This is a genomic window from Colwellia psychrerythraea 34H (assembly GCF_000012325.1).
Classification (GTDB): domain Bacteria; phylum Pseudomonadota; class Gammaproteobacteria; order Enterobacterales; family Alteromonadaceae; genus Colwellia; species Colwellia psychrerythraea_A.
Map to the genome: position 1 here is coordinate 977,186 of NC_003910.7, position 24,609 is coordinate 1,001,794.

The 24,609-nt window shown below is 38.5% G+C and carries 16 protein-coding genes; 7 read left to right on the forward strand and 9 right to left on the reverse strand.

Annotated features, from left to right (window positions below):
- Window positions 1-8: 8 nt before the first annotated feature.
- The 3 genes from efp (at window position 9) to CPS_RS04320 (ending at window position 2,628) form a co-directional block, all read left to right on the forward strand.
- The gene (efp, locus tag CPS_RS04310) at window positions 9-584 is read left to right on the forward strand and encodes an elongation factor P (RefSeq protein WP_011041815.1); all 576 of its coding nucleotides are present in this window, start codon (window positions 9-11) and stop codon (window positions 582-584) included.
- A gap of 48 nt (window positions 585-632) precedes the next feature.
- A complete protein-coding gene (locus CPS_RS04315) occupies window positions 633-1,316 on the forward strand; it encodes an outer membrane beta-barrel protein (protein ID WP_011041816.1) in 684 nt (227 codons plus the stop codon).
- A gap of 289 nt (window positions 1,317-1,605) precedes the next feature.
- The gene (locus CPS_RS04320) at window positions 1,606-2,628 is read left to right on the forward strand and encodes a LacI family DNA-binding transcriptional regulator (protein ID WP_011041817.1); all 1,023 of its coding nucleotides are present in this window, start codon (window positions 1,606-1,608) and stop codon (window positions 2,626-2,628) included.
- 104 nt (window positions 2,629-2,732) lie between these two features.
- Here the strand turns inward: CPS_RS04320 and CPS_RS04325 are convergent, their stop codons facing one another.
- The 3 genes from CPS_RS04325 to CPS_RS04335 all read right to left on the reverse strand — a co-directional run bounded on the left by CPS_RS04325 (window position 2,733) and on the right by CPS_RS04335 (window position 7,890).
- The gene (locus CPS_RS04325) at window positions 2,733-4,229 is read right to left on the reverse strand and encodes an MFS transporter (protein ID WP_011041818.1); all 1,497 of its coding nucleotides are present in this window, start codon (window positions 4,227-4,229) and stop codon (window positions 2,733-2,735) included.
- A 253-nt stretch (window positions 4,230-4,482) separates the two neighbouring features.
- A complete protein-coding gene (locus tag CPS_RS04330) occupies window positions 4,483-5,502 on the reverse strand; it encodes a glucokinase (RefSeq protein WP_011041819.1) in 1,020 nt (339 codons plus the stop codon).
- 114 nt (window positions 5,503-5,616) lie between these two features.
- On the reverse strand, window positions 5,617-7,890 hold the full coding sequence (locus CPS_RS04335) for a TonB-dependent receptor (protein ID WP_011041820.1): 2,274 nt from the start codon (window positions 7,888-7,890) through the stop codon (window positions 5,617-5,619).
- A gap of 193 nt (window positions 7,891-8,083) precedes the next feature.
- Between CPS_RS04335 and CPS_RS04340 the strand changes: the two genes are divergently transcribed.
- On the forward strand, window positions 8,084-9,103 hold the full coding sequence (locus CPS_RS04340) for a LacI family DNA-binding transcriptional regulator (protein ID WP_011041821.1): 1,020 nt from the start codon (window positions 8,084-8,086) through the stop codon (window positions 9,101-9,103).
- On the opposite strand, the gene pgmB is transcribed toward CPS_RS04340, so the two are convergent.
- The gene (gene pgmB, locus CPS_RS04345; RefSeq protein ID WP_232769045.1) at window positions 9,089-9,757 is read right to left on the reverse strand and encodes a beta-phosphoglucomutase; all 669 of its coding nucleotides are present in this window, start codon (window positions 9,755-9,757) and stop codon (window positions 9,089-9,091) included. The two genes, CPS_RS04340 and pgmB, sit on opposite strands and share 15 nt — an antisense overlap.
- A 28-nt stretch (window positions 9,758-9,785) precedes the next feature.
- Window positions 9,786-12,155, reverse strand: coding sequence for a glycoside hydrolase family 65 protein (locus CPS_RS04350; RefSeq protein ID WP_011041823.1), 2,370 nt, complete (start codon window positions 12,153-12,155; stop codon window positions 9,786-9,788).
- A gap of 207 nt (window positions 12,156-12,362) precedes the next feature.
- Between CPS_RS04350 and CPS_RS04355 the strand changes: the two genes are divergently transcribed.
- Entirely contained in the window at window positions 12,363-13,610 is a 1,248-nt protein-coding gene (locus CPS_RS04355) for an MFS transporter (protein WP_011041824.1), read from the forward strand.
- Between the two features lie 211 nt (window positions 13,611-13,821).
- On the opposite strand, the gene CPS_RS04360 is transcribed toward CPS_RS04355, so the two are convergent.
- Both CPS_RS04360 and CPS_RS04365 read right to left on the reverse strand, forming a co-directional pair.
- Entirely contained in the window at window positions 13,822-14,847 is a 1,026-nt protein-coding gene (locus CPS_RS04360; protein WP_011041825.1) for a glucokinase, read from the reverse strand.
- A 3-nt stretch (window positions 14,848-14,850) separates the two neighbouring features.
- Window positions 14,851-17,361: a TIM-barrel domain-containing protein gene (locus tag CPS_RS04365; protein ID WP_011041826.1), complete on the reverse strand. Its 2,511-nt coding sequence runs from the start codon at window positions 17,359-17,361 to the stop codon at window positions 14,851-14,853.
- A gap of 279 nt (window positions 17,362-17,640) precedes the next feature.
- Between CPS_RS04365 and CPS_RS04370 the strand changes: the two genes are divergently transcribed.
- On the forward strand, window positions 17,641-19,269 hold the full coding sequence (locus CPS_RS04370; RefSeq protein ID WP_041736664.1) for an alpha-glucosidase family protein: 1,629 nt from the start codon (window positions 17,641-17,643) through the stop codon (window positions 19,267-19,269).
- A 90-nt stretch (window positions 19,270-19,359) separates the two neighbouring features.
- Window positions 19,360-21,165 (forward strand): alpha-amylase family glycosyl hydrolase, encoded by a 1,806-nt coding sequence (locus tag CPS_RS04375; RefSeq protein ID WP_238383587.1) that lies wholly within the window; start codon window positions 19,360-19,362, stop codon window positions 21,163-21,165.
- 163 nt (window positions 21,166-21,328) lie between these two features.
- Here CPS_RS04375 and CPS_RS04380 read toward each other — a convergent pair whose 3' ends face one another.
- Together CPS_RS04380 and CPS_RS04385 are read right to left on the reverse strand one after the other, a co-directional pair.
- Window positions 21,329-23,509, reverse strand: coding sequence for an MFS transporter (locus CPS_RS04380; RefSeq protein ID WP_011041829.1), 2,181 nt, complete (start codon window positions 23,507-23,509; stop codon window positions 21,329-21,331).
- A 412-nt stretch (window positions 23,510-23,921) separates the two neighbouring features.
- Window positions 23,922-24,509: a TetR/AcrR family transcriptional regulator gene (locus CPS_RS04385; protein ID WP_011041830.1), complete on the reverse strand. Its 588-nt coding sequence runs from the start codon at window positions 24,507-24,509 to the stop codon at window positions 23,922-23,924.
- Between the last annotated feature and the right edge of the window lie 100 nt (window positions 24,510-24,609).

Genomic DNA, 24,609 nt, shown 5'->3' on the forward strand with positions numbered 1-24,609 from the left:
CTCTTACTATGGCTAATTTCAGTACCAACCAGTTCAAAGCTGGACTTAAAATCATGCTTGATGGCGAACCTTGTAATATTCTTGAAAATGAATTGGTAAAACCAGGTAAAGGCCAAGCCTTTAGCCGTGTTAAAATTCGTAAACTCGTTTCAGGTAAAGTCTTAGAAAAAACCTTCAAATCAGGTGAAACTGTTGAAGGTGCTGACGTAATGGAAGTTGAACTTGCCTATTTATACGCTGATGGTGAATTTTGGCACTTTATGAACAACGAAACATTCGAGCAAATTGGCGCAGAAGAAAAAGCCCTAGGCGAGACTGTAAAGTGGTTAGTTGAAGGTGATATTTGTACTATTACCTTATGGAATGGTACGCCAATTACAGTTACGGCAGCAAACTTTGTTGAAATCGATATTACCGAAACAGATCCTGGTTTAAAAGGGGATACTGCGGGTACTGGTGGTAAGCCAGCAACATTAGCAACTGGCGCAGTTGTTCGTGTACCTTTATTTGTTCAAATCGGCGAGAAAGTTCGTATTGATACACGTTCAGGTGAATATGTTTCGCGAGCAACAAAAGCACAATAAGATAGTAAAAATATAGAACCATAAAATCATAAAACTAAAGGAATAATTATGTTTTTCAGCAAGATATTAATGACTAAAGCAGTGATCTTCAGTAGTGTTATTGCTTTACTGGCCTGTACTGTGAGTACAGATGCTAGTGCTAACTACACTAAACGCAACGACAAGTGGGAATCTAGTTTTAAAGTCGTTTACTCTCAAGATACCACTGTCGATGGCCAAAATGGATCAAGTCTTGATCTGGAAAGTGATTATGGTTGGGGTTTTACCCTGGGTTATAATGTAAACCCTCATATTTTAGTAAACTTTGATTTTGCTTCTACTACACCTAGCTATGAAGCTACGGCGGTTAGAGATAATGGTAATACTATCTCTGGAAGAAATAAAATGGATTTATTGGAAAGTCAATTCAATGTGGTTTACAGTATTTTTGCTTCCCAGTTTACACCTTATGTACAAGTAGGTGCTGGTTGGAGTTACCTAGACAGTAATATCCCTAGTGGGGACGCTGTTGGCGGTTGTTGGGTAACTTGGTGGGGACAGATTTACTGTGATGGATATCAACCTACCTATGACGATACACGTTTTTCTTACAATGCAGCGGTAGGTTTTCGTTATGAGTTAGATAACAGTTTGTTTTTCCGTGTAAGTTATAAACAAAACTGGATCGATATGAGCCATTCAGAAAATGTCACTATCGGCTCTTATAACCTGGAAGTTGGTTCTATATTTTAAGGCATATTTTATGCTGCCTTTTTGTGTGTAGATAACCGTTGAATCGTTAAAGCGATAATTACTATTTGTTAGTTAATTAATTGTTAAAAAAAACCCAGCAAGCAGTATTACTGTTTACTGGGTTTTTTATTGCTTAGCCATTAATAACACTGCTTAGTCATGTAAGTAGCTAACAAACGTGTTAAAAAGGTAAACTAGTTTACCTTACTGCTATCTATACATAAGGCAGTCGCTAAGGTATATTCATACTAAGTTTTAATCTTGTTATTTTACTTTTTAAGTAGGTCGCGTGAAAGAAAAATCCACATCATTTGATATCGCATACCGGGCAGGGGTGTCTCAATCTACTGTCTCTAGAGCTTTGCGAAATAGTCCATTAGTGAATGAGGCAACACGAGAGAAAATTCAAGCTATTGCAAAAGAGTTAAATTATAAGGTTGATAAAAATGCCAGTAATTTACGCTCACAGCAGAGTGATACTATTGCGTTGTTGTTATTTGAAGATCCTACCAATGATGATTCAGCAATAAATCCATTTTTCTTGTCTATGTTGGGCAGTATTACTCGAGCTTGTTCGCAGAAAGGTTATGATCTATTAGTGTCTTTTCAACAAGCCAGTGATGACTGGCATGCTGACTTTGAAGATAGTAATAAAGCTGATGGTTTGATTTTGTTAGGTTATGGTGACTATGTTGACTACGAAGAGAAGTTAGTCAAGTTGTTAGACCAAGGTACTCATTTTGTTCGCTGGGGAGCAGAAGTTAAGAATTTACCGCTTATTTCGGTTGGTTGTGATAACTACCAAGGTGGTAAAGAAATGACAGAGCATCTCATCAAAAAAGGCCGCAAAAACCTTGCCTTTTTAGGGAGTGCCTCCACTCATGCACCAGAGTTTTTTGAACGCTATAAAGGCCATTGTCAGTCTTTAGCCGACAATAACATGGCAGTGAACCAAGGTTTGCAATTCAATGCGCTTTACACTGAAGAAGCGGGCTATCAGGCCGCATGCCAATTAATCTCAAGTGGAGAGCCCTTTGATGCCATTTGCGCTGCTTGTGATCTTATTGCTATAGGTGCCATGCGTGCACTACAAGAACATAATATCGATATTCCCGAGCAAGTTGCTCTCGTAGGTTTTGATGATATTGCTATTGCCAGTTTTACTTTCCCAGCGCTAACAACAGTGAAACAAGACACACAATTGGCCGGCGAGTTATTAGTCAATACCCTACTGGCTATGATAAGTGGTGAAGAAGTGAAAACTACTTTGATCCCGCCTGAATTAGTTATTCGTAAATCTTGTGGCAGTTAGAGAGTAATCGTCAGTTAGGTAAGTAGTTAGATAAGGTGATTAGTAGAAAAGGCAAACTTTATTTGTCACCTTTAACATTAATTAAAGGTGACAAAAGTAAAGCTTTAAGAAGTGAGGTTAACTTGCTTAGTCACAATTGCTTGTTCAGTATCTTCTTTAACAAAGTACACTGAAATCGCTCCTAATAGCATTGAAATACCTGCCAGCATAATAATATAAATGGCTTGATTATCGAACACTGCCGTTAAAATCCAACCCGCAAAAATTCCAGAAACAATCTGTGGAGCAGCAATGGTGAAATTAAATATTCCCATATAAACGCCAGTTTGTTTCACGGGTAATGACCCTGCCAAAATAGCGTAGGGCATTGCTAATATTGCAGCCCAAGCAATACCAACGCCAATCATAGGTAAAAATAACGACACCGCACCTTGAGGTACTGAAATTTGGGTGATACCTAAATTAACCAGAGTTAGTTCAGGGTTATGTACTAGCATGATACTTAAATAGCCGATACCGCCAGCTAATAAAGAAAGTGAGTAAGTTAATTTACGACCAATTTTATTGGCTACTTTCGCCATGAAAATTGAAGCAATAGCGGCAAATAATGAATAAGCAGCGAAGATAATGCCCACCCAATCACCAGCCGTACCTTTAGCTTTAGCGATATGGGCTGGTATGGTGCCTACGGACTCTAGATATGTTGGATCAAACCATTTTGCATCAATGCCCCAGATATGCTGTGCAATGGCTGGCATGGTGTATACCCACATAATAAAGAGTGCAAACCATGAGAAGAATTGCACTAGCGCAAGTTGCTTCATTGTTTTCGGCATAGTTTTTACTAGTGAGAAAAATTCAACTAATTTCTCGCTAAGGGATTGCGATTCTTTTTGTTCTTCTAGCTCAGCTAAACCATTAGTCCCTGGCTGATATTCTTTAGTACGTAATACTGTCCATAATACCGAACCAAGCATAACCGTTGCGCCAATATAGAAAGCCCATATTACTGAGGGGGCAACCTGACCACTACTTGCGGTATTTTCTAAGCCAATGACGTTGGTTAAAACAAACGGTAAAATTGAGCCAAAAACAGCACCAATATTAATTAAAAAAGATTGAATAGAGTAACCGACGTTTCGTTGCTCAGCAGGTACCATGTCAGATACTAAGGCACGAAATGGTTGGAAAGCTAAGTTAAAAGAAGCGTCCATTAACGCCAACATCATAGCGCCAAAAAATAGTGGAGTGATAAAACTCGCTAACGTTGCTGAGTTTGGCATTAATAGCATACCAATCGCTGCGGCCACACCGCCAGCTAAAATATAAGGATTACGACGCCCTAAGCGATTCCAAGTTTTATCTGAAGCTGAGCCAACAATAGGTTGAATAATCAAACCCATGATGGGAGCAACTAACCAAAAGAGTGATAAAGAGTGTAAATCAGCGCCTAAATCGGAGAGTATTCTACTGGCATTAGCGTTTTGTAAGGCAAAGCCAAATTGTACGCCCAGAAAACCAAAGCTAACATTCCAAATTTGCCAAAAACTCAAGCGTGGTTTATGTTGATTGTGTTGATTTTGATTACTCGTCTCGCTCATCTCAGGGCACTCTTATTGTTAGGTATTGCGGTGCTTGCCTTTAAAAAAAAGCACATTACTATTTTAGATGAATCTTAATAATAATGTGCAATACCAATAAGGCATTAAACAAGCGTGTGTTGAATTATCTTTAAGCGTTAGTGAGCGAAAAACTAAAACAAGAATTTTAATATACGCATTTTAACGAGTCACCACTAGATGTTACATACGTATTCACTACTTACCATTCAGGATTATGTTTAACTCTGACTTCTTAGCTTTGTAAAACAAAAGCCGCGGCGCCAAGTAATCCTGGTTGCTCTTCAGTTATCACGTAGGTAGGAGCTTGCTCTGTGATAGAGGAGAGTCGTCCCTTTGTTTCAAAGCGCGCTCTAAAGTCACTCAGTTTTAAATAGTCAACAAAACGCGGCACTATGCCGCCAGCAATATAAACACCGCCTTGGCTATTCATTATTAAGGCAAGGTTACCGGCAAAGCTACCCAGCACATCACAAAAGAGTGTCAGTGTTTGCTCACAAACAGTACAAGTGGCGTTAAGCGCATTCGCCGTAATATCTTTAGCGGTAAGTTTGTCTTCAACCGTGGTAATTTCTTTGCCATGATTAATAAATAACAGTGCTTGATAGATTTGCTCTAAGCCATAACCTGACAATAACTGTTCGTATGAAACTCGCTTTTTGATGCCTTGGATAAAGTTCATCACCTGTTGCTCGATTTCATTAACCGGAGCAAAATCAATATGACCACCTTCACCACTAATGCAATGCCATTGCTCATTGCCTGACAGAGACAGTGGTACTAAGTTTGCAACACCTAACCCTGTACCTGGTCCACAGACTGAAATGGGTTTACCCGCAATACTTTCGCCGCCACCTATTTTAATCTTCTGTTGTTCTGATAGCAGAGGAATGGCCATGGCTATTGCGGTGTAGTCATTAATAAAGCGTAATGAATGTAAATTTAATGACTGTTTGAGTTCGTTTTGAGAGAACTGCCAAGGTAAATTAGTCATGCTAATCAAGTCATTATCTACAGGGCAAGCGATAGCGAAACAAGCGTTAATGGCCAAGTTATTCAGTTCTTTAACATCAATATAATGTGCAACCACATCAGCTAAGCTAGAAAACTCTTTGCATTGATAGGTCTCAATATCATTAATAGCAATGTCACGCGTATTCGTGCCGAGCTTTGCTGTTGCTTGAGCCAAGCGAATATTGGTACCGCCAATATCCGCAATTAGGCTGACCAGAGTGCTTTCTTTTTCAATATTCATTAGTAAAATTCGCCTGATTACTTATATATAACGTTATGATATTTTTCATAATTAATTTTTAATGAATAAAAAAGGCTACCTAAATGGTAGCCTTTTTATTCATTGCTCTACTGCTTAAAAACTATAACTCACGTTGAAATCTATTGTACGACCTAATATATAACGGCCATTGTCCAATACACCAGATACACCGCGTGGGTCACCTTCGGTTAAACCTTCTTCGTCTGTCAGGTTATTAACTGCTAATTGCATTTTCACTTCGTCAGTAAGATTGAAAATTACACCAAGGTCAATTTTTTGATAACTTTCTAGTATTAATGCTTTCTCGTTATATTGCTCGCTGAAGCGATCATCTACCGCTGTAAGAGTGCCGTACAAGGTTGCATACATACCATTTTCAAATTCTATGTCATAACTTGGTGTAACGCGAACTTGATAACCAGGTAATCTTTGCGCTTCTTTACCAATAACCGCAGGATCATCATGTGCAGTGACTTCTGTTTCTTGCAAGGTCGCATTTAAGTTAATAGAGAAACCATTGTCGGTGAAGTAATTAAAATCAATCTCTACGCCATACGCTTCGTTAGTAAATGCTACTGCTGCCTGTTCAGGACTTACGGCGAAAGTAGAGTTAACTTCATTGAAGAAACCTGTGGCATAAAGTTCGAAGTTCTCACTTGAATGTTTATAACCCAATTCAAATTGTTCAACATCTTTAATTAAATCGTCACCATTTTGATAAGAGGCGTAGTTCTCTCTGAAGTCATCAAAGAATGGCATTTTACTGCCTTCACTTGCACGGAAAAATATCCCTTGTTTCTCTGAGAACATCCAGTTAATACCAGCGGTCCAAGCAGTGCTTGACTCATCATAAGAGACTGCTTGAGTGATCACGCCATCTAAACCTTCATCAACCGTATATTCAATTTCATGGTTTTCACGTCGTAGACCTGCATCGATTGTGACTGAATCTGATATTTCGTAGGATGAAGCTAAATACAATGCAGTGGTTCTGCCTTCGCCAATACCATTTAAGTCGTAGTTCCAGCCACAACTGTCTGCATTGTCATTACAATCTATACCGGTAAGGTTTTCGCCACCCTGTGCTACAACATGATAAGACTGATTGCCTATTGACCACCAATCTTTAGATGAAAAGGTTGAGTTATATAAACCTGCGGTTACACTGCCTTTATCAAAGGTTTTGGTTAAAGCAAAGTCATTGGTGAATGCTTCAATTTCTTTCTTTACTACCCAACGGCCAATTTGTTGAACATCAGTATCACCAGAGTATTCAGTGCCTGTCACTGCACCAAAAGCAGTACTGCCGTTATCAGCTACCGTTGATAATTTAACTGCAGCACCATTTGGGACTAAACCGTAAGTATCAGCATCACCCGAAGTGAAACTAAAACGATCAACTAGTACCCAGCCATTATTGAACTCTAAGTCAATACTACCCCCAGATACCGAACCGTTCCAGCCACGACCTTGGCCAAAATCAATAGTCTCAGTGGTGCCATCTGGACCATATGCAATTTCGGCTTGACGATTTAGCGTACCTATTTGGGTGAATTCATTATCAACCCCTTCAACGTCTAAAGGTGTAGGTAAATACCAAGTCCCGTGATCATCAGTTTGACGGGTATAGAAATTGATTTTACCGTTGTCTAACTCTTTAGTAATGTTGATGGTAAATTGATTACCTTCTTCGGCATTAAATCCAGCATCCCGAACACCGGGTGAGCTTTTAATATAACCACCAACCATGATATAGAGGTCTTCAGCTATTTCACCACTTACTACTGCATCTAAACGTTGTAAACCATAATCAGAAGTAGAATATTTTACCAAACCTTCAGTATCTTCAGCGCCTTCTTTTAATAAAAAATTGGTGGTTAGGCCTGGTTGCCCGTTAGATATTACTGGATTAGTACCACCACGAAGCGCTTCCATAAATTCAACGGTTTCATCTAAACGGAACATCGATGAGTTTTCTAGGAACGATAGTGTAGGTGGTGGGAAAATTGGCGCACCTTCTAACTGAACAGTTAAAAACGGAGCATCACTAGCACCAGGAAAACCACGCACGAAAACATTAGCGCCTGCAACACCACTAGAGCTTTCAGCCCAAACACCTGGAATAGCTTTAAATAAATCAGCAGTACTTTTAGGTGCTAATTTTTTTATGTCGTCTTCAGAAAATGAACTAACAGCAAAACTTGCTTCTTCCTTAGCAACACTTTTACCGCTGAAAGTACCCGTTACAACTATTTTTTCAACGTTGTCACTACTTGCAGAAGGTTGTTCCTCAGCCCAGCTATTACTAGCATGGCAACTTAGTGCTATAGACAGTGCTAATGATGATAATTTAAATTTATTTGGCATGTTGTCGTCCTCTATCGTCAATATTAGCAAATGCTATATCAACTGTTAATTATAATAATATTTTGTACGTTTTTTCTTCCCCAGAATTAATATAGATATTAATGCAATCGATTGCAAGGTCTTTTTACAATCGATTGCATTGTTATGGTTTGAAAGGATTACTTCGCACGTAAATTATGTAATAATCAATGACATGAATAAAAAAAATTTAATGACACTAGCGGACATAGCTAAATTAGCGAATGTATCCACATCGACAGCATCTCGAGCACTAAGGGATAATCCTGTTATTAAACAGTCTACTAGGGACTTGGTTCAGGGGATTGCTAAAGAACATAACTTCAAAGTTAATGTCACCGCGAGTAAGCTGCGCACACAAAAAACCAATACGATTGCTGTGGTGGTAATGTTAGAGCGTAAGTCTGGACAAGTTATCTCTGATCCATTTTTAATGGAAATATTAGGTACTATTGCCGATGAGTTAACTAAGTTTGGTTATGATATGTTGCTCACTACAACTAAAACCGCTACGCATGATTGGTATAGCTATTACTATGAATCAAAACGTGCGGATGGTTTAATCATTATTGGCCAAGGCGAGCATGACCAACGTGTTGAGTCGTTAGCAAATACCAAGTTACCGTTTGTGGTTTGGGGTACTGAAATTCATGAGAACAGCTATACCACAATAGGAAGTGATAATCGAAAAGGTGGCTTTCTTGCGGTACAACACTTGATTAAGCAAGGCTGCAGACGAATTGCCTTTCTTGGTGATATAAATCATAACGAAGTAGAGCAGCGCTGGTTAGGTTATCAAGATGCACTAAAAGAAGCGGATCTACCGATTGAACATGGGCTGCAAATTAAAACAGACTTCACTTCTAACGATGGTTACTCAAAACTTCGCGATCACTTATTAATAGAAGATCAAGGCATTGACGGTATCTTTGCGGTTAGTGATGCTATCGCACTTGGGGCTAGTAAATATCTGTTTGAGCAAAATATCGATGTACCCCAAAAAATAGCTATTATTGGTTTTGATGATATCGCTATGTCAGAATTTTGTTCTCCGTCTTTGTCAACGATTAAACAAAATACGGCCGCAGGTGGTCGACTATTGGTTAAGATTCTTTTAAATAAAATTAACCAACAGCCCGTTAAATCACAGCTATTAGATGTTGAAGTCGTGCAAAGGCAATCAAGTAGCAGATAATAAAAATGCTGTTTCGACTCGTTTAAAATCAAACTCACTCATGCTAGGGAAAACTAAATCTGCTTGTGTGAGTACTTGGCTTTCACCTATGCCTACAGCAAACATATTGGCAGACTTTATTGCGCTTACACCCGCGACAGCATCTTCAACACCGATGCAGTTTTTTGGTGATACCTTCAGTCCATGTGCGACCGAAAGAAAAATATCGGGTGCAGGTTTACTGTTGGCAACGGAAGCGGCATCACCAATGAAATCAAATAAATGCTCAATGCCGAGTTTAGTAATGACTAAGCTAGCATTTTTACTAGCAGAAGCTAAGCCAATCTTAACGTTAGACTTTTTTAACACGGCAAAGCAATTTAATACTCCATCAAACAAATGACTTGGGTTAACTTCGTCGATTAAGGTTAGATATTGGTCATTTTTTTCTTTGAGCAATTGTTCAAATTCTGTTGTGCTAACAACTAAATTACCCTTAGATAAAATGTATTTTAAAGAGTTTTCACGATCCACCCCTTTAAGCTTTTCGTTGTCTTCTCTATCAAAGGTAATGTCGAGTTTATTAGCTATAGCTTGCCAGGCTATAAAGTGAAATTCTGCGGTATCAGTTAACACACCGTCTAAGTCGAATATTACTGCACTTGTTATCATCATTTCTTTCTCCACGAGGCTACTTTTTCGATTAATCTTCATCAATTGCAATATGCAAGGTTGGCTCTAGTTCTGTGAGTAAATAATCTTGTTGGTAATGTTTTAAAGAGAACTGTTTACCAGACAATAGCTGGTAAGTTATTTGTCCACGAGATAATGTTAATTCAACTTGGCAACCCAATAGCTTCAATTTAAAACGTAAACCTTGCCACTGCTTTGGTAAATTAGGCTGAAAACTCGCGTAATTATCTCTAATACGTAAGCCAGCAAAACCCTGTGTAATACACATCCAAGAACCAGACATAGCGGCTGTATGCACACCATAATGGCTATTGTTGTGTAGATTATTTAAATCCGTTAACACTGTGTCATCAAAGTAATCAAAGGCGGCCTGATGATTGCCTGTTTCACTGTAAGCTAAGCTATGGGTACAGGCTGATAAGGTTGAATCATGAGTTGTTATCGGTTCGTAAAAAGCCAAATTATTTCGCTTTAAACGGATATCTACTTCATCATCTTGCAAAAAGTTGGCAAGGATCACATCAGCTTGTTTTAAAACTTGGTGACGATAAATTACCAGTGGATGAAAGTTTAATAACAGTGGGTATTTATCTTTGGGCGTACCGATAAAGTCCCAAGGTTTTTTATCTAAAAAACTGTCATCCTGCGGGCTAATGTTTTGCTCCGCTTGATGTGGAAGGTACATTCTCTCAGCAATTTCTTTCCAAATATTCAGCTCTTCAATGGAAAGATTTAGCTTAGTTAGCAGCAGGTTACATCGGATTTCATTGTTAACGCTTAATTTATTTATCAGCTCAATAGCAAAGGATAAGTGAATTTTTGCCATTGAGTTAGTGTAATAATTGTTATTAACCAATGCGGTATATTCATCTGGTCCAGTAACAGTATCAATGCAAAAACGATTACTGTTATTTTTGTTGAAATGCCCTAATGAGGGCCATAATCGTGCGGTTTCAATAACAAGTTCAGCACCTTCATCCCAAATGAACTGCCAGTCATCACTTGCTTTAAAATATTGTCTCACTGCGTAGGCAATTGCTGCATTGATATGGTATTGCGCTGTTCCTGCTGGAAAAAAGGATGAACATTCTTCACCACTGATAGTACGCCAAGGAAATAAGGCGCCTTGTTCATGGCCCATTTCTGTTGCACGACTCTTAGCTTTTGCTAAACTGTTAAAGCGATAACTTAATAGGCTTTTTGCTACATCAGGCTGAGTGTAAATGAAGTAGGGGATAATATAGATCTCTGAGTCCCAAAAGTAATGCCCGTCGTAACCAGGGCCAGTTAAACCTTTGGCGGCTATATTTCTTTGACCATCTTTTCCTGCTGACATAGTTAAATGCAGCATATTCAATCTGATAGCTAATTGATGTTGGTCATGCCCTTCAATGATTACATCACTATCTTGCCAAAAATCATTCATCAATTGTTGATGTAATTGTAAGTTCTCTTGATAACCAAGGTTTTTAGCACATAAGAGCTCTTCACGAGCTTGAGTGATTAATGCTTGCTCATCTACTGGTGCGTTTTGTTGTTGATTATTACTTGTTAACGTTTGAGGGCATAAATATAAGCTGTATTTACTGAAGGTAACTTTATTGTCAGTAAGTTCTACTTCAAATTGTTCAGTTAATACATTTTTACTGTTTGAACTGATCTTAATATGCTTATTTTTTTGCTCAAACTGGTGACTTGTTGCAGCAATCATCAAACTTTTTGGATCTGATAGTTGATGTAATAGAAAGGCATATTCGGGTGTAGATAATGACTCTAAACAGTGTAGTTTATCAATCATTGATAAATTGCCTATTCTAGGGTCATTGCTATTTTGACTTGTCGAATCACTTCCTCTAATCGAAGACGTTATTTGTAATTTACCTGAAAAATTTACCGCCTCTATTTGGTAGTGATTTATCATCATATTTTGTTGATGTTGACATACAAATCGAGTGATATGCAGCTTAATTTCTTTACCTGAATCTGAGTGAAGTTGTAATACCTCATGATAAGACGCTTGGTGCAAGTTTACATGTCTTTTGCCAATGCTATGAGGTTTGAAAACTTCATTTTCTGATGATATTTCAATAGCTTTGGTATTAAATGCTTGCATCATTTTATTATTAAATTGTGCAAAGCCATAAGCTGATTCATCATATTCAATCGTCTCTCTGATATAAGACCCATTGATATAAGTGCCTTCACACTCAGGTTGGGTGATGTCACTTTCATAACCGCTAGTGCCACGCGTACCTAAAGTACCATTACCTAATGAAAATAATGTTTCAATAACACCCTCTGAAAGGTGTGTTAACTGATCTTGCGATAAAATCCACTGTTTATCTTCATCTATAGCTAGGTAGTTGTTTAAAGTTTTCACACGTTAACCTTATTTAATTGTTCTCTTCTGCTATTAATAATACAAGGTTATTTAAATTATGCAATCGTTTGCAAAATAATATTTTTGAAGCTACTATTATTGAATGTTACTAAATATGCAATCGATAGTGTTTATTGTCGTAGTGCGTAAATAATTCGTTAATAGTCATTAACTATGCTTATATGAAGTATATATTCGGGGAGTGTTATGAAAAACTGGCGTATTAAATTATCTTTGTTACTCACTTATTTTGTTTTTGCTATTTTGCTTAACAGTGTGGGGGTTGTGATTTTACAAGTTATTAATAATTTCGATATTAGCAAACCCTCAGCCGGTATATTAGAAGGCTTCAAAGACTTACCCATTGCTTTGGTTTCTTTTTTAGTTGCTTCGTATTTACCTCGTTTTGGTTATAGAAAAGCAATTTTAATCGGACTGAGCCTGGTGACTATTACTTGTTTAATAATGCCGCAGTTGCCTAGTTTTGCCATGAGTAAAGTATTATTTCTGTCAGTTGGTATTGGTTTTGCGTTAGTAAAAGTGTCTGTTTATTCAACCGTGGGTTTGATCACTAATAACCGTCAAGAACATGCTTCATTTCTCAACACCATAGAGGGATTCTTTATGGTTGGGGTCTTATCAGGTTATTGGATATTTGGCTTTTTTATCAATCCAGATGAACCGAAATCGCTTGACTGGTTTGAAGTTTATTATTGGCTTGCATTATTATGTTCCATAAATATTTTATTATTATTATCAACACCTTTTAAACAGGTCGAAGCAGCTGAGAATAAAACGTCAGCGTTTGATGAATTTGTTGCCATGATCAAATTAGTAAAAATACCTATGGTTTTAGTATTTGTTATTTCGGCTTTTTTATATGTTCTTATTGAGCAGGGTATTGGTACCTGGTTACCAACATTTAATAACGAGGTGCTTCACTTACCGACAGATATTAGTGTACAAGTTACCAGTATTTTTGCTGCTTGTTTAGCTATCGGCCGTTTAGGTGCGGGTGCAATACTAAGACGTATTAATTGGTATGTGTTACTGAACGTTTGTTTGTTAGGAATGGCCATTTTAGTGTTATTGACACTACCGTTGACAAAAGACCTTGTTGTTAATGAAAATGTTAGTTGGCATAATTTACCTGTAGCCGCTTGGTTATTCCCTTTTATTGGGCTGTTTATGGCTCCCATTTACCCCGCAATAAACTCAGTCATTTTGAGTGCGTTACCACAAAGAAGACATGCCGCAATGACCGGATTAATTGTACTCTTTTCGGCTCTTGGGGGAACAACAGGCTCTATGATTACAGGCGCTGTTTTTTCTGCTTTTGATGGGCAAACCGCATTTTATTTTACCTTATTACCCATTGTGATTATTGCACTGATGCTAGCGCTATTGAAGTCTCATGTGGAGTCGAATGAACTCACGGACGCAGTGAAAGCATAACTACAGGGAAGGTTTATTAAGTTTTGAACAGGTCTAAGTACTTTTCAGTTGTAAGATAAACGTAACCGTTTGAAATGCTGTTGGATAGTTCTACATCATGGCTTGAGCTAATTGTGAGGGAATTAAGGGGGAAATTTGATAGTACTAGATTAAGAGATAATAAAGATAAGACAGGCTCGACGCAATTATCTCTTGATCAAAATAAAGATTGTTATAACAAACAAGCTGCGGCGCCAAGTAATCCTGGTTGCTCTTCAGTTATTACGTAGGTAGGAGCTTGCTCTGTGATAGAGGAAAGTCGTCCCTTTGTTTCAAAGCGCGCTCTAAAGTCACTCAGTTTTAAATAGTCAACAAAACGCGGCACTATGCCACCAGCAATATAAACACCGCCTTGGCTATTCATTATTAAAGCAAGGTTGCCGGCAAAACTACCCAGCACATCACAAAAGAGTGTCAGTGTTTGCTCACAAACAGTACAAGTGGCGTTAAGCGCATTCGCCGTAATATCTTTAGCGGTAAGTTTGTCTTCAACCGTGGTAATTTCTTTGCCATGATTAATAAATAACAGTGCTTGATAGATTTGCTCTAAGCCATAACCTGACAATAACTGTTCGTATGAAACTCGCTTTTTGATGCCTTGGATAAAGTTCATCACCTGTTGCTCGATTTCATTAACCGGAGCAAAATCAATATGACCACCTTCACCACTAATGCAATGCCATTGCTCATTGCCTGACAGAGACAGTGGTACTAAGTTTGCAACACCTAACCCTGTACCTGGTCCACAGACTGAAATGGGTTTACCCGCAATACTTTCGCCGCCACCTATTTTAATCTTCTGTTGTTCTGATAGCAGAGGAATGGCCATGGCTATTGCGGTGTAGTCATTAATAAAGCGTAATGAATGTAAATTTAATGACTGTTTGAGTTCGTTTTGAGAGAACTGCCAAGGTAAATTAGTCATGCTAATCAAGTCATTATCTACAGGGCAAGCGATAGCGAAACAAGCGTTAATGGCCAAGTTATTCAGTTCTTTAACATCAATATAATGTGCAACCACATCAGCTAAGCTAGAAAACTCTTTGCATTGATAGGTCTCAATATCATTAATAGCAATGTCACGCGTATTCGTGCCGAGCTTTGCTGTTGCTTGAGCCAAGCGAATATTGGTACCGCCAATATCTGCAATTAGATTGATAGTGGTCTGTTCTTTGGTGTGAGCTAAATTTGTATTCATGACTTATTGTATCGTTAAGGTTAGAGGTTGATGCTGCCAAGCAAAAGTGACGGTTAAGGTGTTATTTTTATCTTGCCAAACGCCATTTTTTATCACTTTATTGTTCAATTTGATGTTACTTGGGGCTTGCGTGATGTTATGAATTACGACAGTCATGTTGCGTTCTTTGGGCATGCCGTTATAACCTTTGCCTTTGCGATTTAGGTTTATGCTCAAATGTTGCTGCTGTTGATTAGCTGAGAATTGTAGTAATTCAAATAAACCTTTTTCGATAGCTTGATAGGTTTTGCCATCGTCTTCATACATTTCATAGTCAGCGGTAGCGACTGATTTATCTGCATAATAATGTAAGGTTAATTTACTGGCGTCATAATCCTGTGTTGATTGAATATCATCTATCATGGGAATAAACGCACCAGCGCGTACTAGTACTGGCAGTTTCTCTAAAGTAGTCGGTAAATTGATGGTTTGATTACCTTGATACTTTTTACTTGGCTCATTTTCATTGGTGAAATAATCAAACCAAACGCCAGCAGGTAAATCTATTGCTACAGAGCTAACATCTGCTGAAACAACAGGGGTTACTAGAAAAGCATCACCCCACAAGTAGCTACTCGCGTTATCAAATGCAGTTGATTTTTCTTTATGTTCAAGCTGCTCTTCAAAGAAAAGCGGACGCATTAAAGGCATACCGGTGGTGCTGTTTTGATAGGCTAGGGTGTAGTTGTATGGCAGCAGTTTATATCTGAGTTTTATGTACTCTCGTAAAATATCTTGCGTGCGTTTGTCATGAAATACAGCTTCTGGTGCAATGTTATCTTGACCGTGTGGACGGTAGATTGGCTGGAATATGCCATATTGTAACCAACGGATATACATTTCTTGGTCAAACTTCTCGCCGCCGGCAAAACCACCTAAATCAGAATGAGTATAAGCCATGCCTAATAAACTCATTTGTAAGCTCAACTCAACTTGCGGCTTTAAGCCACCCCAAGAGCGACTAACGTCACCGGTCCACGGGATCATGCCATAGCGTTGTGAGCCAGCAAAACCTGAACGCATTAGAATAAACGGTCGCTGATCAGGGCTCAACTTAAGTTGATTCTCAAAAACCATTTTTGCCCATTGATGGCCATAAACATTATGAATGGCATCAGCATTAACGACACTGCCATCGCTAAGGGTATGTAATGTATCGCTGGGGTGAACTTCCGGCTCACCTAAATCACCCCACCAACCCGTTACGCCTTGCTGATAAAGTGTTTGGTAAATATTGTTAAACCACTGCTGTCCTTTGTCATTGAAGACATCAACTAAACCGGTATTACCAAAATAAAAATCAAACTGTTTAGCGTTGCCCTGTGCATCTTTGGCTAATGCTTGCTGTTCAACAGCATCTTGCCACTTAGCTGAAGTACTCAGTACAAAGGGTTCAGTGATCAAGATAGTGTTTACGCCTTGCTCTTTAATATCACTTATCATTTTTTCAGGTTCAGGGAAGGCTTCTTTATCCCAAGCTAAATTACCCATATGGCCTTTAATGTCTTTACCAAACCAATATAAATCTAGAATTAAGGCATCAAGAGGAAAATCTAAATCGATAAATTTATTTACTGTTGCTCTTACTTGGGCTTCTGAGCGATAACCAAAACGTGAAGCATAGTTACCTAAAGACCAACGCGGAGGTAGCGGTTGTTTACCGGTAACATCAACATAGTTATTGAGCAGTTTAGGGTAAGAATCAGCAGAAAATACAATATAAGCCATTCGACCTGCAACGGCAGAAAACTCAAGGGTATTCTTTTCTTTTTTCGCTAGATCCATATAACCCTTGGCGGAGTTATCAAATAGCACAATATATTTATTACTCGACATTACTGCGGGTATTGAGAAATTCATTTGCTCTGATTGTGTGGTATAGCCGTAATGTGCTCGATTATATAAAGGGAAACTATGACCGCGTCTATCCATACCAAGCACTCGTTCACCACCGCCAAGTAGTTTTTCAGTGTCAGTTAGGTGAAAGCGAAATCCTTGAACAGCTAAGCTTTTATTTTCTTCAAGAACGGTATCGCTAAAGAAACCCTTCTGCTCAGAGATAAGTAATGTGTCTTTCTGGTGCTTATTTTTCTGGTAATAACTAATAGAAAAGGGCGCTTTGTTGATCACCGCACTTAGCTTATTTAAGGTTAATGTCAGCTGATTCTTATCTTCTGTTATAACAAACTTACTGTTATGTGCATTTTCTTTGATGGCAAAGGAGGGCAGTTGGCTAGCTGGCAGCTTTTTCTCAAGGTTTTGGTAATGTGCTGCTATTGCGCCTTCACCATAAGCACTCAAAGTTACTTCTACTGAGTTAGTGGTGATAACAAGGCTATCACCTGCTAATTTATGATTAAGGTAATTCCCCGAACTTGCCAATGATGGCGTTGATATAACCAAGCAAGTTAATAAGCCAGTGAGTAAACAAGTTAATGAATTAATGGTGAAGTATTTCAATGTGAATGAACGCAAAACAATACCCTTAAAGTTGAGAGGAATACGAGAGTGTTAACGATAATACCCTTAGTCTACCGCACGCAGCATCTTGAATACGTATGCAAGGGTTACTTCTCATGACATAAGTATTACATACGTATGCAATTTGAGGGATTTGTTATACATACGTATGCAAAGCCTTTCAGCTAACTTTTTATTTGCGTATTCTTATTTGAAGAATTATTAAATGCTTGGACAGCGACTGTTGATAATAACTATTACCAGTTGAACAAGTATCAGTGTTGGGGTTTTCAAATGAATGAACAAATGTGGTGGCGTGGCGCGGTAATTTATCAAATTTATCCACGTAGCTTCTATGATGCTAATCAGGACGGTATTGGCGATTTGCCAGGAATCATTAGCAAGTTAGACTATATTGCTAGTTTAGGGGTTGATGCTATTTGGATCTCTCCTTTTTTCAAATCCCCAATGAAAGACTTTGGCTATGATATTAGCGACTATCGTGAAATAGACCCTATTTTTGGTACGCTGGCTGACTTTGATGAACTTGTCATTAAAGCACATGCCCTTGGCATTAAAATTATGATTGATCAGGTGCTTAGTCATACCTCGGATCAGCATCAATGGTTTATTGACTCACGTGAAGATCAAACTAATGATAAAGCGGATTGGTATGTCTGGAGTGATGCCAAAGAAGATGGCACTGCGCCTAACAATTGGTTATCTATATTTGGCGGAACAGGTTGGACTTGGGAGCCAAGACGTCAACAATATTACCTACATAACTTTTTAACCAGTCAGCCAGATTTAAACTTTCATAATCCTGATGTACGCCAAGCGGTATTAGACAATATTGAATTTTGGCTTAAACGTGGTGTTGATGGTTTCCGCCTTGATGCGATTAACTTTTGTTATCATGATGCGCAATTACGTGATAATCCCGCGAAAGCTAAAGAGTTAAGAACAAGCATCGGCTTTGATGAGAAAAACCCATACGCTTATCAGTATCATTATTACAATAACACCCAAGATGAAAACTTAGGTTTTATGGAAGATATTCGAACACTGCTAAACGAGTACCCAGGTACGGTGGCTTTAGGTGAAATATCTTCAGAAGATTCCTTAAAAACTATGGCTGAATATACCCAAGGCGAACACCGCTTGCATATGGGCTATAGCTTTGATTTATTAACGGATAATTTTAGTGCGAGTTATATTAAACAGGTTGTACAAAACCTTGAATCGCGTGTATTAGATGGCTGGCCATGTTGGTCTATTTCAAACCATGATGTAGAGCGTGTTGTTACTAGGTGGGGCGGTTTTAATAGTAAAGATTTTGCTAAAATGCTCTATGCAATGATTTCGTCATTACGTGGCAGCGTTTGTAGTTATCAAGGTGAAGAGTTAGGTTTAAATGAAGCCGATATTGCCTTTGAAGATATTCAAGACCCTTATGGCATCACTTTTTGGCCTCAATTTAAAGGCAGAGATGGTTGCAGAACGCCACATCCTTGGCAGCATAATGCAATTAATGCTGGCTTTAGTGAAGGCAAACCCTGGTTACCGGTATCCAATGAACACTTTGCTAAATCAGTCGATGTGCAAGATGATGCGGTCGATTCTGTGCTTAATAGCTACCGTAATTTTAACCGCTGGCGCAAAGATCAACCAGCGTTACGTTACGGTGACATCAATTTTATTGATACTGCAGAACCACTACTAGCTTTTGTTCGTCAATACCAAGGTGAGCAGTTATTAGTATGCTTTAACTTTAGTGAGCAAAGCCAAATAGTAGCTTTATCTTCACTGACTCCAGCAAGTGATAGCCTAACTGTGTTGTCTGATCATAAGCTAATAAGCGCAACAATTACTGATGGTGTATTAGAACTACCACCTTTTGGCTGTTTTTATAGCAAGCTTTAATCGCTAGCTTAGTCAGTTACTTAGTTAGATATGTCAGTAAGTTAATTCGGTCAATACGGTAAACGCATTAAGAGAAACGCTATGAATTTTATGAGTAAATGTTCGGTATTAACAGCTATAAGCTTGGCGTGTATTACATCTCAAGTAAGCCAAGCAGGAGGCGTGGAGCTAACAGAAAAGTTAACGGCTAAGGCGGCAACGTTAGCACCTTATCAGCAACGTGATTTTCAAGAAGAGGTCTTTTACTTTGTTTTACCTGACCGTTTTTACAATGCCGACACCAGTAATGATTTAGGCGCTGCTGAAAATGATAAAAAGCGTGCTGTGTCTCGCGGTGGGTTAGATAAAACGCATAAAGGCATGTATCACGGTGGTGATTTAGCTGGTTTGACTGAAAAATTACCTTACCTAGATAATATGGGGGTAAGTGCCATTTGGTTAACGCCGATACTTCGTAATCGCGCTATGCAAGCGGGAACCTCTGGTTATCATGGATATTGGATATTGGATTTCACTGAAATTGACCCGCACCTGGGCAGTAACGCCGAACTAAAAAACTTTATAGACCAAGCGCACAAACGTAATATAAAAGTATTTTTTGATATTATCACTAACCATACAGCTGACGTGATCAAGACCAAAGAATGCCACGGCGAAGACGGTTTAGGTTGGATAGTTGATGTAAGTAAAGGTAATGATTGTCCATTTATTTCTATGGCGCAACTTGCTCAAGGCAAGTATTACACCCCATTAATTCCTAAAGGTGATGAAACACTAAAATATCCAGCATGGCTTAATGATATGGATGTTTATCACAACCAAGGTGATTCATTCTGGCGAGGCGAAAGCTCAGTGCGAGGTGACTTTGCTGGCCTTGATGATTTATATACCCAAAAATCTAGTGTTGTTAATGGCATGATTGCTATTTACCAAGATATTATTGATGAGTTTAAGCCTGATGGCTTTCGTATTGATACCGTTAAACATGTCAACATAGAGTTTTGGCAGCAATTCTCACCAGCCCTAATGCAACATGCTAAAGCACAAGGTATTGATAACTTTTTCATGTTTGGTGAAGTTTATAGTTTTGAACCTGAATTATTAAGTCGCTTTACTACAGAAGCTAAAATTCCTTCAGTATTAGACTTTGCTTTTCAAGGTGCGATGACGAAAGCCTTGGTTGAACAGCAAGGTACTGATGTATTGGCGCAATTATTCGCTAAAGACCATTTTTATAATACTGAGCATAAATATATTCGCAACACCAATGCTAATCAATTAGTTAATTTTACCGGTAATCATGACATGGGTCGCTTTGCTTTTTCACTGAAGCAAAGTTCTCATAATTATAGTGAACAAGCACAAATTCAACGTAACTTATTGGCACATGCGATGATGTTCTTTAGTCGCGGTGTACCGGTAATTTATTATGGAGATGAGCAAGGTTTTGTCGGTGATGGTGGTGATCAAGCTTCACGCCAAGATATGATGCCTTCATTTGTTGACAGTTATAATGATGATGATTTACTGGCTACAACTAAAAGCACAGCCGACGATAATTTTGATACTAACCATCTTTTTTATCAAAGCTTTGCTAAGTACGCTCAGTTATATCAGCAATACCCAGCGTTACGTTTTGGTGAGCAGGCGGTGGTATATTCTCAAAATGAAGCCGGTATTTTTGCTATTACACGTCAAACGAAAGCGACGAATAACACTAATGCACAAAGTTTATTGGTTGTGTTTAATACGGCAATAAATGCGCAAAGCTTGAATCTAGTGTCAGAGAAAATAGGCGTTAAACAAGCAGAAACTACATTGCTTTATCGTTCAGTGGAGTCTGGAAAGGCTGATGAGATAGCACCCCTGAGCTTTGCTATTTATCAATTGAAGTAGTTAACTGAATCTAACATCGAAACAGTAGTGTAAATATTCCTATTACTTGTAATAGGAATATTGGTTTTACTTTCATTTTATTTATACTGATATCGCTAACCCATCTTGTCCAAAACTATTTCTGTACGGGGTAATTAAAGTTGGTTTTCATATTAGTTCGGCTTTAATTTTTTTGTTCAATATCATCAGACTGAGTCTGTACGGCTTCTTGTAATTGCTGCTCTACAATACTCTGTAACGGCTTATCATCAATAGAAATACTTAACTCGCTGTCTTCGATGTCATCCGAGTCTTGCAGTATTTCGAGCATATCCGAAGCAACTTCGGGAAAAGAATCAACGAATGTACTCGCGACATCTACTGCATGCTCAGGGATGTTGTCAACCATATGATTAATATAGTTATTAGCTGCATTCTCGATATTTTCTAATGCATCTTCTGAGAAAACTTGCTCGTTTTCATTGGTATTTTCATTTTCGCCTTCGCTTTCACTATCAATTAAGTTTTGAACATAGGCTTCAGCAACATCGTTTGACGACTCAGGCAGAGATTCTGATACCGTGAAGGCAAGCTCTGCAGACTGTTCAGGAGATACATCGGATAAACGATTGTAAAGCTCTGTTGCCGTATTTTCACAGGCCGCAGCGACCCTATCGACTGGACGCATTGCATCTAAAGAATCCGATAGGTTTGTCATATATTCTTCAGTCATTTCTAGCAACTCACTAGGGTATTCTTCGGCCATGTTCTCAGCGGCTAATTCCATTAAATCAATACCGTTATCAGGCATTGCATTAGCAATTGCGACAACAATGTTAGTAAATTGATCGGGATACTCAGAGGTGATCCAATCAACAAGTTGATCCGCTTGTTCAGGGGATGCATTGGTTAATGCTTCAGCAATGTGAATGCTCATTTGTGGAGCTGCTGATGTTATTGCGGCATATAATTTCCCAATGTCTATCGCCTCTATAGTACTTAATGCCGCGGCTAAGTTTGACGCATTTTTTGGATCTCTTTGCACAATTGCTTTAACCATATTAACCGCAGCCGATGGGTTTTTATTCGCCAAGCTAATAGCAACTTCCACTTCCGGAGTTGATTCGAATTGTGCTTCTGCATATTGTGTACGAGGATCGAGCTCTGATACTACGCCACTGGGTGTTTGCATGATAAAGCTTTCTTGCTCATCAAGTGGTAAAGCTTGCTGTAGCTTCATACGAATACCGATAAAAAGTAACAGAGTTAAGGCGACTACATTCATAAAGCTAAACAGCGCGCTGCTACCGAAGGAATTCATCACTACAGAAGCAAGGTAAGGACCTAAAATACTGCCTAAGGCATAGATTAATAATAGCGAACTCATTGCTGCCAAAATTTGTTCTTTTAAGACGGTATCAAATGTTTCAGACATACTCATTGGGTAAAGACAGGCAACCAAACCAGTGATTAGCGCAATAGCAAATAAGGTTAGTTTGAACATATCTTCGGACATAAGTAATGGCACAGATAAGCACAGTACAATGAGTGTCGCTACCATAAATAGCATGACTTTTCGGCGGTCAAAGTTATCCGATAAATAGGCAATAGGGAACTGTAAAATAATTGCCCCAGAGATTGCTGATCCCATAAATATGGATAAATCTAAATCTGTAATACCGTTGTTACTGGCAAAAATAGGCAACATATTCATTAAACCAGCATACAAAATGCCACAATAAAAACTACTTACCACACCCAAAGGAGACAGTTTGAACACAGTTATTAAAGACATTGATGGGCTATCTTCAATTTGTGGACCTTGTTGTCTGCTAATAACGATGGGTGTAATGGATAAACTAAATAAAATGCCACAGATAACAAACAGGGTAATATCATTAATCGGCGCGACATTTAATAAAAATTGGCCAGAAAATAGGGCTGTCATTATCATCATCTGATTAATGGAGAGTATACGTCCCCTATTTTTTTCAGTGGCGCTATGACTTAACCAACTATCAAGAGTGGCATTGGTGCAAGCAATACAAAACCCCGTAACTATCCTCATCCCCGCGAGTATTAAAGGCTCGGGGTAAAGGCCTGAAAGTAAAATCGCCACAGAGGTTAAACTACCGCACATGGCAAATATTCTTATATGACCAGCACGTTGTAATAAGATACGGCTATAATATGCACCCAGCAAAAAACCCACAGACAACATAGACAGTACTAAGCCCATATTATCCAGGCTCACCCCATCGCTCTGCATACGCACAGGTAGTAAAATGTTGCTTAATCCATAACCTAACATTAACAAAAAGCCACTTGTTAGTAATAGGATAAAAGGTTTGAGGGTCGTTATCACACGCAGTTCTCTTTTCTATATTTGTTGGGTAACTTCTCCGGTATCTAAGTGAATAGCATTTTATGAAAATGGTTTCACTCATCGCCCAGCCAGAAATTATTGATACTACTTAAAAGTAGCTGATAATTGCGCAGCATAACAACAGAATGTTATTGATTATAGTAAAAATATTGAAAATAGTGCTACACAAGCTTGGTAGTCGTTTTTAACTGAGTTTTAGTCGTTATTTGGGGGATAGAATCTGTAAAACTTGGAAAATTTCAGGCTTATAATGTGTTTAGTCGAAGGGATATATTTTAAATCCTACCAGAATTATGAGTACTCTATGCTCCTGCCGTGTTTTTCCAACGGGTAACTAAGTCATAAACGATAAATCACGCTTACGTTTGATTCAATAACTAGCAGTATCCATTTAACGTGTGAATGACTGCCAGAATAGATTAAATGCCGCCTCGCGGTATTTAGCATCTTGAGCGAGCTCAGTGTTGTTAATGAAAAACTGACTACTAGTAAGGAACTGACCATGGGCACTTTCTAACATCAGCTCTATCGGATAATTAGCAATAAGTTGATGCTGTTGACCAAAGAGCATTATCTCCTTTAGAAAACCAAACTCATCAGCAAATATTTGAGCTTTAGTATTGGCCGAAAGCGGTTGGTATTGCATCACAAGTAAGCAAAATTGCTGTTGCTCAGCATTAGCTAAAGCCCAATCAATTGCTTGTTGCCAAATCACTTTGGCTTGTTGTTCTAACTGGGTTGCATCGAGTTCGAATGGTGCTATTTGCAGTGCAAATTCTTGTTTTATATTTTTATAAAGTTCAAGAACTAAAGCATCTTTTGAAGGGAAATGATGAAAAAGAGTGCCAGTGGCAACACCTGCTGTTTTGGCAATAGATGCGGTGGACGTTGCATAAATACCTTGATTTACAAACAAGGCTAAGGCGGTATCTAAAAGCTGCTGCTTTTTATTTTTAGGCTGGTTTATAGTTACAGACATATATTCGTTTACTCTTTTATAGATTTAAGGTGGTTATTAATGAAGTGAAAAATAATTCTGCATTGGCACTATTTGAAGCATGGGCACTATTCCACCGTAG

Bases quoted from the DNA above. Each gene is read 5' to 3' on its own strand.
- efp (WP_011041815.1), top strand. From the start codon at position 9: ATGGCTAATTTCAGTACCAACCAGTTCAAAGCTGGACTTAAAATCATG.
- CPS_RS04315 (WP_011041816.1), top strand. From the start codon at position 633: ATGTTTTTCAGCAAGATATTAATGACTAAAGCAGTGATCTTCAGTAGT.
- CPS_RS04325 (WP_011041818.1), bottom strand. From the start codon at position 4,229: ATGAGCGAGACGAGTAATCAAAATCAACACAATCAACATAAACCACGC.
- CPS_RS04330 (WP_011041819.1), bottom strand. From the start codon at position 5,502: ATGAATATTGAAAAAGAAAGCACTCTGGTCAGCCTAATTGCGGATATT.
- CPS_RS04335 (WP_011041820.1), bottom strand. From the start codon at position 7,890: ATGCCAAATAAATTTAAATTATCATCATTAGCACTGTCTATAGCACTA.
- CPS_RS04340 (WP_011041821.1), top strand. From the start codon at position 8,084: ATGAATAAAAAAAATTTAATGACACTAGCGGACATAGCTAAATTAGCG.
- pgmB (WP_232769045.1), bottom strand. From the start codon at position 9,757: ATGATGATAACAAGTGCAGTAATATTCGACTTAGACGGTGTGTTAACT.
- CPS_RS04355 (WP_011041824.1), top strand. From the start codon at position 12,363: ATGAAAAACTGGCGTATTAAATTATCTTTGTTACTCACTTATTTTGTT.
- CPS_RS04360 (WP_011041825.1), bottom strand. From the start codon at position 14,847: ATGAATACAAATTTAGCTCACACCAAAGAACAGACCACTATCAATCTA.
- CPS_RS04370 (WP_041736664.1), top strand. From the start codon at position 17,641: ATGAATGAACAAATGTGGTGGCGTGGCGCGGTAATTTATCAAATTTAT.
- CPS_RS04375 (WP_238383587.1), top strand. From the start codon at position 19,360: ATGAGTAAATGTTCGGTATTAACAGCTATAAGCTTGGCGTGTATTACA.
- CPS_RS04385 (WP_011041830.1), bottom strand. From the start codon at position 24,509: ATGTCTGTAACTATAAACCAGCCTAAAAATAAAAAGCAGCAGCTTTTA.